The 12,225-nt window shown below is 57.9% G+C and carries 9 protein-coding genes; 4 read left to right on the top strand and 5 right to left on the bottom strand.

The genetic code is table 11. The annotated features are described in order from the left end of the window. Positions 1–34: 34 nt before the first annotated feature. Entirely contained in the window at positions 35–802 is a 768-nt protein-coding gene (locus PCOSP_RS12355; RefSeq protein WP_464711467.1) for an SDR family oxidoreductase, read from the bottom strand. Positions 803–1,063: 261 nt separating this feature from the next. Between PCOSP_RS12355 and PCOSP_RS12350 the strand changes: the two genes are divergently transcribed. Then, a complete protein-coding gene (locus tag PCOSP_RS12350; protein WP_464711466.1) occupies positions 1,064–1,786 on the top strand; it encodes a FadR/GntR family transcriptional regulator in 723 nt (240 codons plus the stop codon). Then, a complete protein-coding gene (locus tag PCOSP_RS12345) occupies positions 1,746–3,068 on the top strand; it encodes an enolase C-terminal domain-like protein (protein WP_464711464.1) in 1,323 nt (440 codons plus the stop codon). The genes PCOSP_RS12350 and PCOSP_RS12345 overlap by 41 nt, the downstream gene beginning before the upstream one ends. 439 nt (positions 3,069–3,507) lie before the next feature. Here PCOSP_RS12345 and PCOSP_RS12340 read toward each other — a convergent pair whose 3' ends face one another. The 4 genes from PCOSP_RS12340 to PCOSP_RS12325 form a co-directional block, all read right to left on the bottom strand. Next, positions 3,508–3,996 (bottom strand): hypothetical protein, encoded by a 489-nt coding sequence (locus PCOSP_RS12340; protein ID WP_464711462.1) that lies wholly within the window; start codon positions 3,994–3,996, stop codon positions 3,508–3,510. A 460-nt stretch (positions 3,997–4,456) separates the two neighbouring features. Next, positions 4,457–5,824 (bottom strand): membrane-targeted effector domain-containing toxin, encoded by a 1,368-nt coding sequence (locus tag PCOSP_RS12335; protein ID WP_464711461.1) that lies wholly within the window; start codon positions 5,822–5,824, stop codon positions 4,457–4,459. A gap of 20 nt (positions 5,825–5,844) precedes the next feature. Next, a complete protein-coding gene (locus tag PCOSP_RS12330) occupies positions 5,845–8,133 on the bottom strand; it encodes a type III effector HrpK domain-containing protein (RefSeq protein ID WP_464711459.1) in 2,289 nt (762 codons plus the stop codon). Positions 8,134–8,218: 85 nt separating this feature from the next. Next, positions 8,219–8,773: an RNA polymerase sigma factor gene (locus PCOSP_RS12325; RefSeq protein ID WP_464711457.1), complete on the bottom strand. Its 555-nt coding sequence runs from the start codon at positions 8,771–8,773 to the stop codon at positions 8,219–8,221. A 242-nt stretch (positions 8,774–9,015) separates the two neighbouring features. Here PCOSP_RS12325 and sctW point away from each other — a divergent pair, with 242 nt between their 5' ends. Further along, positions 9,016–10,122, top strand: coding sequence for a type III secretion system gatekeeper subunit SctW (gene sctW, locus PCOSP_RS12320; protein ID WP_464711455.1), 1,107 nt, complete (start codon positions 9,016–9,018; stop codon positions 10,120–10,122). Further along, on the top strand, positions 10,122–12,221 hold the full coding sequence (gene sctV, locus PCOSP_RS12315) for a type III secretion system export apparatus subunit SctV (RefSeq protein WP_434702620.1): 2,100 nt from the start codon (positions 10,122–10,124) through the stop codon (positions 12,219–12,221). Before sctW ends, sctV begins: the two co-directional genes overlap by 1 nt. The last annotated feature ends 4 nt before the right edge of the window (positions 12,222–12,225 follow it).

Here is a 12,225-nt window from a genome sequence, read left to right as displayed (position 1 = left end):
GATCAGCCGCGACCGTTATGTCGGACGAGTCAAATCACAGGGTGGCCAGCCAGCCTCCGTCGACGTAAATGATTTGGCCGCTCACATAGCTTGAGGCCTGGGATGAGAGGTAGACCGCCGTGCCGATCAACTCATCGGCGTGCCCCCAACGTTGCGTCGGGTTGCTGCTTTTGACCCAACTATCGAAGTCCGGGTTGTCCACCAGCGCAGAATTCATTTCGGTAAGGATGTAGCCGGGGCCGATGGCATTGCACTGAATATCAAACTGCGCCCACTCGGCGGCCATGGCCTTGGTTAGCATCTTGATACCCCCTTTGGCAGCGGTGTAAGGCGCGACCGTGGCACGCGCTGCTTCGCTGGTCAGTGAACCGATGTTGATAATCTTGCCGCCACATCCAGCGGCCACCAGGCGCTTGGCTACTGCTCGCCCAACGATGAAAGCGCTGGTCAGGTTAACGTCAAGTACACGCTGCCAATCGGCCAGCGCCAGTTCAAGCATCGGCTGCCGGTGCTGGATCCCGGCGTTATTGATGAGGATATCGACCAACACGCCCTGGCTGTCGAGTTCACGGAACACCGCCTCTACCGCCGACTCGTCCGCGACATCGAAAAGATGCCCCGTGGCACGATGCCCCTTGGTGGCGAGCTGACCGATGGCGTCTTCCATCCGCGCTGCGTCGGTGCCGTTAAGAATCACCGTGGCGCCCGCCTCCGCAAGCCCCAGTGCATAGGAGAAACCCAAGCCGCGGGTGGAGCCGGTTATCAGCGCGGTGCGTCCGCTCAGATCGAAAAGTGATGACATGATTTCCTCTCCTTTCAACGGTTTTCATTCTTGGCATGAGGTTGACGCGCCTGGGACTGACGCCTTACCCACGCAACATAGCTAACAAGTTGTCCAACAGATGCTAGCTCATAGGACAAGCTACCCCTATCGTGATCCCGTTTTATGGCAATAATCAAGAAAATAAATCAGATTTTTCGCTGAGATGTATTTACTTTTGACTTTTTACGGCGGCAGATGCTACAAAGGTCACAACTTATGTGACGAGTTGAACAACAACAAATGAACGACGAGACTGGCAAAACCCACAACACCGTCAACATCGTTTACGAGCAGATGAAACGCAACATTCTGGAGGGGGTCTGGCTGCCCGGCAGCAAGCTGCCTTCCGAATCGGAATTGATCGCCACTTTCGACGTCAGTCGAGTCAGCGTGCGCAGCGCCGTCCAGCGGTTGCGCGGCCTGGGCATCGTGATTACGCATCAGGGCAAGGGCACTTTCGTTATCAAGGACCTTGAACAACATGGCCTGCTCAACGACAACAAGCCGATCATGCATCTGTCTCAGGAAGAATTCGAAGACATGCGGGTTTTTCGCGAGGCCGTGGAGTTTCGCTGCATGGAATTGGCAGTGAAGAACGCCACTACCGAAGACATCGCGCTGCTGGAAGCGGCCTTGAACCGGATGCTGGTGAACAAGGATGACTACAAGCGCTATTCCCAGGCCGACTTCGATTTCCACTACGCAATCGTCAAGGCTTCGCACAACAAGATCTTCATCCACGCCATGGATTCGATCCGGCATATCTATCTGTATTACCTCGAAGAACTCAATCGCGTGCTGGGCGTCACCCTGGAAAGCGTCAACGCGCACATCAAAGTCTACATGGCCATCAAGAACCATGATGCCGTCGCCGCGGCCGAAACCCTCAACGAAGCGATGGCCAACAATGTAGACGCGATCAATGAGTCACGGGCCATCGCTGGCGACGGGCTCAAAACTTAAACGAAACGACGGCTCAAAGGAGACCGAGATGGAATCTATAACAATCACAAATGTAAAAACGATTCTTACCGCCCCTGGCGGGATTGATCTGGTGGTGGTGAAAGTCGAAACCAACCAACCAGGGCTCTACGGATTGGGCTGTGCGACGTTCACCCAACGTATCTTTGCAGTGGAAGCAGCCATTGAGCAGTACATGAAGCCCTTCTTGATCGGTAAGGACGCTCTACGCACCGAGGACATTTGGCAATCGGCCGCAGTCAGCGGTTACTGGCGCTCTGGGCCGATCATGAACAATGCATTGTCCGGTGTGGACATGGCGTTGTGGGATATCAAGGGGAAAGTCGCTGGAATGCCGGTTTACCAAATGCTCGGCGGCCGCTGCCGCGATGGTGTGCCGTTGTATCGTCACTGCGACGGCGAAGATGAAGTGGCGGTGGAAGACAGCATTCGTGCCGCGATGGAGGAAGGCTATCAGCATGTGCGCTGCCAGATGGGCATGTACGGCGGCTCCGGCACCGAAGACCTCAAGCTGATCGCCGGCAAACTGGCCAGAGCAAAAAACATCCAGCCGAAGATTTCGCCGCGCAACAAGACCCATGGTATCTATTTCGACCCAGATGCCTACCTGCGCGCCGTACCGAAATTGTTCGACCACCTGCGTGAAAAACTTGGCTTCGGGGTCGAGTTCATCCACGATGTCCATGAACGCGTATCACCCATCGCTGCCGTGCAGCTTGCGAAAAACCTCGAACAACATCAGCTGTTTTTCCTCGAAGACCCGGTTGCGCCGGAAAACATTGAGTGGTTGAAAACCCTGCGCGCGCAGAGTTCGACACCTATCTCCATGGGCGAATTGTTTACCAACGTCAACGAATACAAACCGCTGATCGAGAACAACCTGATCGATTTTATCCGGTGCCATGTCAGCACAATTGGTGGCATCACACCGGCGAAAAAAATTGCCACCTTTGCCGAGTTCCACGGTGTACGCACCGCCTGGCACGGTCCGGGAGATATCTCGCCGATTGGTATGGCCGCCAACCTCCATCTAGACCTGAGCACCACCAACTTCGGCATTCAGGAATGGACCCCGCTCAACGACAACCTGCTGGACGTCTTCCCCGGCTGCCCGGAAATCGAACAAGGTTATGCCTACCTCAATGACCGCCCGGGCATCGGCGTGGACATCGACGAAGAGAAAGCCAAGCGTTATCCGTGCCAGGGTGGCATACCAAACTGGACCAATGCGCGACTGCCAGACGGCACGGCAGCTCGCCCCTGAGCTTATCTGATGGCGTCGACGGCAAGCCATTCTCCTTGAAGCTCGTCGCAACGGTGCTAGGCCCAATCCGCACATGAATGCAATCGGCCAGCGGTATGGCACTTTGAAGAGTTTCATGTCCGCACGCCACGGGGACTTGCGAAATCGTGATCCTGCTCTCAGGAGAAGATATCCACCACGTAGCGGCGTGTCCACGTTCGATGCGACCGGCCCAGTCATTGGCTGCCTCAGCGCTGTCGTCCACGCTCTCGCGGTAGATTCGCACAAAGGTCTAGCGCACTGCCGGCGCCATACGCTCGCCAGCATTACCGCAACGACTGCCCGCCCTGGGCAATACACCGGGACACAACTGACCCCACACCTGGGCGACCTAGTGACCAGACCTGATTGTGGATCGAAGAAATTATGCCCCCTCGACCTAAATCGCTCAATAAAGTCGCTAGAGTTGCAATAACAAGCTTCGCCAGATCAAAGGCGGTTGATTTGTGAGACCTATGTAGTACCCCAGGCGCGACTCCACCTCCTTGATCCCTTTTTCAGCAATGTGCATCCGAAGCTGAGGCAATCCCGCCTGCCCCCTCGCCCACGTCAGCGACTCAACGTACTCATAATAGGCTGTCAGGAGATCAGCATCCGGCGGCAGTGTTGCTCTGTTGTTCTGGGCTTTGGCGGCAGCCACTGCTGACTTGTCGAATAACGCAAGTCGGAACCTCATGCCCTTCAAAAGTCTGTCCAATTCCTCATCAGGGATAGATCGCGTAACCCATCCATATCGTTCTGCCAGTTCTGCGTCATAGTCACCGCGGCTCAATATCGCTTCGATTCCGCGATCACGTCCGATGAGCTGGCAGGCACTCGGTGCACCCAGCGCCCGGCTGGTCCTTGGGTTCTTCCTGAGTCTTATGACGTTGAACCGTTGGTTCTTCATTCACTGGCCAGCACAGCTATTCATCGAGTTCTGCCGCTGTACCCCGGCGCTCTTACAAATCGTCTGGTTCTTTTACTGCGCGCCTAAAACGCCGCCTAATTATTCAACGAGTGTGATCGAAAGACGTTTTATCGCAGCGAGATGGGGTAATTAACGAAAACTCGGTTTTCATCAAACTCATTTGCAGCGGGCGAGCGAGATTGCAGCGTTGCTGCAGCATCGCTGGCGTCCGGCTTAGTCGTGCAAGATGGTTTGTCCATACGCTTACAGAAGGCCCCCAAGGAGAGCGACCGACCTTTTGGCAGCCACAGTCCCGTAGCGGCTGCTTTTCGTCGCCACGCCATTCACGTTCAGCAGTTGGGGAGCGCTGGACTTGGCTTAGCACCCCTTCACTCACCTCCCTGGCGTTCGCTAAACCAGCCCAACCTGGAGGTTTTCAATAGTCAGCAGCACCTGCCCATCAAACCTTATAAGACATCACTACATCCGGATTAATCTCCTCACCATAGCCCTCCACATTGACCTCAATTTCCGCCCCCCGGGCCTTACTGCCGAAATCATCCACAATCAGACTCCTGACCCCATGCAACTGCGCAAGCCCCGGCACCTCCTTGAAGGTGGTGGCATGTGTAGAACCAACGAAAGCAATCCATTTGCCTTCGGGTTTGCTCAACCGTATTTTTTCCGCGGCGTAGTAGTTCATCACTTTAGTGCGCGTATTGCCGGAGGCCTCTGACGTGGCATAGGTTTCGGCGGTATCGAGTGGGATGATGTTCAACCCGCCCTCCTTCGCCGCCTGGACCAGCTCGGTGAAACCCTGCGCAGGTTTTTTTGCATTGGGAGGCAGATTGCCCATGGTCAGCGTGTCGAGGTAGACCTTCAACCTGGCAGGCATCGGGCTGCCTTTGGGCGCCGCCAGATAATCGTCCAGAGCTTTGCCATGGGAATCTGCGCACAGGTGCTCAAGGTAGAGCGTGGTCACGCCGGCGGCCTTCAACGCTTTGATGTTGTCGATCACCACACGCTTGCTGGATTTGGAGCTGTGCGCTTCGCCAATCACCAGGCCGGGGGCGTCCTGAAGCAGCTCGCGCATGACGCCAAGGCTGTTTTTGCTCTTTAACCCAGCCAGTGGAGCAAGCGCGGGCAGGTCCAGTGCAAGGAAGTGATTGAGGTAAGCATCCGCTTTGTCCATCAGCTTTTCTCTGAGTCGATCGCCATCTGCTTGAACCCAAAAACCCTCCCGGCCCACGTAATCCCTCATTTCGAGGTAATTGAGATTAATCTCAAGGCGTTTGTCGGTGGCCTTCGTCAACACATCGTCCAGTTTCAGCCCATGCGGTTGAAGTCTCGATTCGATATACCGTTTTGCATCACCAAGAATCTTATGGCCTATCGCATGAGGTACTTTTGCGGCATGGCCATAAGCTACGGCGGGATCAGCCAGATAGGTATGCGTTCTCTCGCTCCTGCTCGCCAACTCTGCAAGGTCTGTGCAGAAAACGCTTTCAACCGTTCCCCCGGCGATCTGCCGAGAGGATGAAGCAACGTTCTGAGGAGTGGCCACGGGTGTTGCGGTAGCGGCACTCGCTCCATGTTCGCCCTGGCGCTTCTTGCCTGGGTCGGCAACCTTCATGTGGACGATCGCTTCGCCCAGATGGGCATAGCGCCCACCGGGATAGCGCTGCAGATTGCCCAACGTCGGCGCCACAGGCGCTTCTTCCGAAGCGTTGGATGGAGCCTGCGGCTGTTGAGTGGATCGCGAGGCCGAGGCCTGCGTTGAAGGTTCAGGTGGTTGGTAGCGCGGCGCAGGGCCACCGATGGGTCTCATCAAATAATCTCCGCAGGATGTCAATGCGCCTTGGCGATGCCGAACTGGTTCAATACCGGGTCGACGTTATGGTCGAACGCCTTTTGCGCTTTGTGCTTCTTGACGGCGTCGATAATCATCGAAATGCCGAGCCCCAGGGCCATGGCACCGTCGATGGCCCAGCCAATCACCGGAATCGCCGCCCCCAGCGCAGCCCCAGCGGCGAGGCCGGTGGCTTCGCCGGCGACCATGGCGACGGCACGGCCGGCGAGTTGACCGGCCATGCGGCCGAGGCCACCTGATGCCTCACGACCGAGCAGCTTGGCACCCGCCTCGATGCTTTCCTTGGCCGCCTGTCCAGCCAGTTTGGTGCTGTCGTAAATGGTTTGTGTCGCGCCCAGCTTGTCGCCGTGGGCAAGCATGTCGGAGACCGAGGCGAAGCCCATGACCGACTGAAGCGCCTTGGGGCCCATTTGTGCCGCGATCTGGCTCGCCATCGAAGGCCCCTTATCGCCGTCATCGGTCTTGCCTTCGAGCAGCTTGCGACCCTTTTTTGTGTCCTGTAGCTGCGCAAACGTGGCGTCCAGGTAGTTCTCATGCTGGCCTTCGGTGAGATCGCTGGGCATGACACTGTCGTAGGCGGCCTTGCGCGCATCCGCTGTTTGCAGGGCCTGATTGGCATCGACGTTTTTCTGTCCGAGCAATTGCTTCAGCGCCCCACCTTCACTGAAGTTGCGCGCATAGGACTCACCGATTCGTGCGTGCAACTCCACACGCTTGTCCAGGACGTCGGCAGCGCTCGGCACCTTGGTTTCGGGGAACAGGTCTTTCTGCAATTCCAACTGGGCGGACAGTCCGCTGATGGCACCGCTGTAGTCGGCGATGGGGTTATGTTTGTCGACGGCCCTGTCAGCGGTCTCCATGTCGATTTGCAGCGCCTTGCCGCTGTTGACGTTCTTCGCCTGTTCCTTGACGGCCTTTTGCAGTGCGGCATCGCTGCCCACCAGGGCTCGCTCCTGCTCGGGGATGCTCTTGTTAAGATACGCCTGCACGCCTGGATCGGCCTGTAGTTGAGCGATTTTGTCGGCCAGCCCCTGCTCGGTTTTCTCGGTGTTACGCAAGCTGCGCCCGGCGATCACGCTCTGCTGGGTCTGTTGCAACTTGACCATGACGGCGGCCTTCTGCGCCCCTGTATAGGATTTGGGTTGCGTGAACACTTTTTCATCGAGCTTGCTGATATCGATGCCGGCCACCGCGTTGAGGGTCGCGGCATCGCTGAGCATCCCGGCGAACTGCCCGCCGTTGGTGGGCGCACTCTTCTTGATCCATTCACTCAGGTTCTTGGCGCTGAACAACAGGTCGGGGCTGTGTGCGGCCTTGGCGCGCCCGCTCATCCCCGCCTCGTCAAGCTGGCCGAGAAAGCCCGGCTGTGCCCACGTGTTGCAGGATTGCTTGAGCGCCCCCGAGAGCCCGGGGTTGTTTTTGGACAAACCGTTCAAGTCATCGGCGCTGATATTACCGTCTACCTTGGTCTTGTTGGCGGCTCCCACTGCGTTGTGGGGATCGGCAGCCGTTACCAGTGGCAGGTTCGCTTGCATCAACGAGGCATTGCGTACCATTTCCAGAGATTGCGGATCGGCGTTGGGATTATCCTTTTGATACCTGGCCAGATCTTTGTCTGCCTTGTCGGCGGCCTTCTCCATATTCTTGGCGAACACCTTGAGGTCTTTGTTGGTGATCTTGCCATCCGCGCTGCCGCCACCCTGGGCGACATCCACCGCCGTTTTCAGCGCCGGGTTGGCGTTGATGAACGCCATCGCCTGGGCCGCTTCGGGCCCATCGCCCCTGGCCATTCGCGCGGCCGCAATCGGCCGGTTGAGCTCCTTTTCTGCTTGCAGACGCTCCTCGGGCGGCAAATGCGCCACCAATGGTTCCCAGCGTTTCAAGGCTTCAGGGGACGAGAAATCGGAGTTATCGAGAAAGGCCGCATCGGCCGCTTTCGGCGCGTTGGCGGGGTCGGAGGCATCGGTGCTCGGAGCTTTGGCAGGCGCAACCGGAGCGCTGGGGGTGACCTGTTTTGGCGAACCGCATGACGGCGACTGGGTCTTGGTATCCCCTTTGCCCTGGAACAGTTGATTCAGGAACGACCCTGCCGCCTGCGTGGCATTTTGCGTCACGCCCAATGAGTCCGCCGTGTCCAGGCCGAACTGCACCCCGACCTGGGCGCCGCCATTGTCACGTGGAGCCCGGGCAGTTGGCATATCACCCGCCAGTTCACCAGAGGTGGGTCGATGCACGTTACCGCTGTAGGGAGAACTGGAAATTCGCATGGGAAGTCGCCATCCGGGAATGAAGGATGGCAACTGTGTGGTTGGCGAACAAAGTTGGTTCCCGAAAAACGATCGAAAGACTCGCTCAGGCAAACGGATCTATTTGTTGCTTGAGCTGCACCCTCGCCCGTGAAAGCCGCGAACGCACCGTGCCAATGGGCACGCCGAGGCTGCTGGCCGTGTCCTGATAGTTGCCGTCCATTTCCAGACAGACCTCCAGCACCTTCTGCATGTTCGGCGGCAAGCAATCAATCGCCTGGATCACCCGCGTCAATTGCCGATGGCCGTCCACCTGATGGCCGATGTCCCCATGCCCGTCCTGTTCGGAATGCATTTCATCTTCCCAGCTTTCCTGAAACGGCTGCCGGTACATTTTGCGAAAGTGGTTACGGATCAAGTTCAGCGCAATGCCACATAACCACGTCTGCGGTTTACTGGCATGTTGAAATTTATGCTCGCTGCGCAAGGCCTCGAGAAAAACGCATTGCAGCAGATCATCGACATCATCGGGGTTCATTACCCGTTTCTGAATAAACGCCCTGAGCATCTTTATCTGTTCGCTGCTCAATTGACGGATCCCGGAGGGCGACGCCTGCGAATGGGGGGATGCTCCATCAAGAACTACAAAACGTTGCAACATGGGAATTACCCTTCTCTACCGTGGGCAATCCCTATAGCGATATCCATACCAACCCAAACTACAGCTCAAGCTTTTGAAAATTAACGATATTTTAATTTCAATATTTTTTTAGATACAAAATATTGCACAACTGCCTTTCTGGCTCGACGACATTTGGCACAGACGCGCGGTGTGCTCCAGCAGGGAACTGAACTCGGTGTGCGGCCCACTCAGCGGGGTATGACCAGGTTCAGAATCGCCCTATGAAAATCGTCGCGCCATCTCTATTGCAGCCCCCACCCGCTGTCGCGCCCACCCGGGTGGCGGTGCCCGTTGCGCAGCCGTTGCAACACGTCGTTCAGCACAACGCAGGGACTTCGCCGCAACAGGTCTCGCGCTTCGCCGCAGCGCTGGTGCAGCACAGCCGTATCCTGAGTCAGCGCGAGCTGATCGCCAGCATCAATGCCCTGCAGTCGCGAGCGGTCAAACTGGGCGAGCTCTATCAGTTGCTGATGGGCGCGCAGGACACCGGGCTGGATAACGCCGCCAGAATGTTGCGCAAGAAACTGCAGATGGAGAATTCGGCGGATCTGTCACAGGTCCTTGCCTACACCGACGGCGACGCAGCCAAGGCCCATGTGCTGCTGCAAGCAGCCCGCAAGCAAGCCCAGTCCGATGGCGCGACGGGCGAGCACGTTGTACTGACCCAGCACTTGAAGCTGTTGCGACGCAAGTACGGACCACGGGCTCGGGCCGGGATCAATACCGCCAAGGCGTTCGCTCGCCCAAGCCTGGACAGCAAACGCCGAGTGACTTTGCGCAACCTTTACAGCGTGGCGGTTTCCGGACAGCCGAATATCACCGGGCTGATCGAAGCGCTGCTCGACGAGCAGCAGGAGCCTGGGCAATTCGACCTTAACCTGCGCGACATGCGCAGCGCGATCGCCGACGACCTGTCGGCCTTGACCCCCTCCGCGTCCCACGAACAATTGCGCACCTTGATGCACGGCCTCAATACCGCCCGACACGTAACGACGCTATTGCATGGCTGTGAACACCTGCTGGGCCGCATGCGCACCAAGAACCCCGAACTGAATGTCGACCCGCCGGCCTTTCTCAAGCACTTGCTGACGCTCACCGCCAACGGCATGAATCTGAGCCAGACCCTGCAACTGACCCAGCACATCGCCGGCAAGCCACTCAAGCACCAACTGGCATTCCTTAACGGCCTGCGCCCGATGCTGTTGCAGTTGCCGATCCTGCTTTGGCGAGACATGAAAAGCCGCCAGAACGCACTCGGCAACCTACTGACGCTGATGGCCGAACTCACGCAGCAAGAACAAAAACAGCTTTACGGGGGCCTTGCCTGATGCATCAAGTCATCAACGCGCTGAACATGATTGCCCTCTCCGCCATGCGCCGTTCCGAGATAGTGGGCGCGCTTTTCGTGATCGCCGTGGTGTTCATGATGATCACGCCGCTGCCCACCGGGCTGGTCGACGTACTGATCGCGGTCAACATCTGTATTTCCTGCCTGCTGATCATGCTGGCGATGCACTTGCCCCGCCCCCTGGCGTTCTCGACGTTCCCCGCCGTGCTGCTGTTGACCACCATGTTTCGCCTGGCGCTGTCGATTTCCACCACGCGGCTGATCTTGCTCAATCAGGATGCCGGGCACATCGTCGAAGCGTTCGGTGAATTTGTGGTCGGTGGCAATCTGGCGGTGGGCCTGGTGATCTTCCTGATCCTGACGGTGGTCAACTTCCTAGTGATTACCAAGGGTTCGGAACGGGTGGCCGAGGTCGGTGCGCGATTTACCCTCGATGCCATGCCCGGCAAGCAGATGTCGATCGACAGCGACCTGCGTGCCAATCTGATCAGCGTGTATGAAGCACGCAACCGTCGCGCCGAGCTGAACAAGGAAAGCCAATTGTTCGGTGCCATGGACGGGGCGATGAAGTTCGTCAACGGCGACGCTATCGCCAGCCTGATCATCGTTGCCATCAACATGATCGGCGGGATCTCCATCGGCGTGGTGCAACACGGCATGAGCGCCGGTGATGCCTTGCAGCTCTACACCGTACTGACCATCGGCGACGGCCTGATCGCGCAGATTCCGGCCCTGCTGATCTCCGTCACCTGCGGCATGATCATCACCCGTGTGCCTAATACCGAAGCCGGCGTGGAAGCCAACATCGGCCGGGAGATCGCCGAGCAGATCACCAGCCAGCCGAAGGCCTGGATCATCGCCGCTGTTGCCATGTTCGGCTTTGCCATGTTGCCGGGAATGCCGACGGGGGTGTTCATCACCATCGCCATCATCTGTGGCTGCGGCGGCCTGTTGCAGTTGCAGCGGGCCAAACCCAAGGCGGAACAGGAAAGCGCGGTGGTCGTCGCTCCGGAAATGAACGGCCAGGAGGACCTGCGCACGTTCTCTCCCAGCCGGCAATTCGTGCTCCAGTTTCATCCTGGGCAGGACTCTGGCCGGATCGACGCGCTGGTCAGCGAAATACGCCAGCGACGCAACCGCCTGGTGGTGCAGTACGGCCTGACACTGCCCTCGTTCATCATCGAGTACGTCGATCACCTGTCGCCGGATGAGTTTCGCTTCACCGTGTATGACGTACCGTTACTCAAGGCGACCTTTTCTCATACCCATGTCGCGGTGGATGAACGCTTGCTGGACAGCGAGGCCCCTTCGACAGCCATACCCGGCACCGCCGACCGCCAGGAAGAGCAATGGGTCTGGCTGCCTGCCAACACGCCGGACCTGCACGACGGCGCGCTCGCCATGGTCGACGCCAGCACACTGATCATCGAACGCATGGAGCGTGCATTGCAGTCCTGCGGGCCGCAATTCATAGGCCTGCAGGAAACCAAGGCGATTCTCAACTGGCTGGAATCCGAGCAACCCGAACTCGCCCAGGAAATGCAACGGGTGATCACCTTGACGCGTTTTTCGGCGGTCCTGCAACGTTTAGCCTCAGAGTGCGTGCCGCTACGCGCGATCCGATTGATCGCCGAAACCCTGATCGAACATTGCCAGCACGAACGTGACATCAGCGTGCTGACGGACTACGTGCGTATCGCCCTCAAAACGCAGATCTATCACCAGTACTGTGGTGTCGACGGCCTGATGGTGTGGCTGTTGACACCGGAAAGCGAAGGCTTGCTGCGCGATGGCCTGCGTCAGACGCAAACCGAAACCTTCTTCTCATTGAGCAGCGAGATCAGCCAGACACTCGTGCAGCAATTGCACATGGCTTTTCCCGTGCGAACCCCCGAGCAGGCCGTCTTGCTGGTGGCGCAAGACCTGCGCAGCCCGCTGCGCACACTGCTCAAGGAAGAGTTTTATCACGTGCCCGTGCTGTCGTTCGCCGAGATCAGCAACGCGGCCAAGGTCAAGGTCATGGGTCGCTTCGATTTGGAAGACGATCTCGAAGCAATGGATAGCGATCATGCCGCTTAAGCCG

Source organism: Pseudomonas sp. MAFF 730105 (genome assembly GCF_055380705.1).
This window is presented reverse-complemented; position numbering and strand designations above follow the sequence as displayed.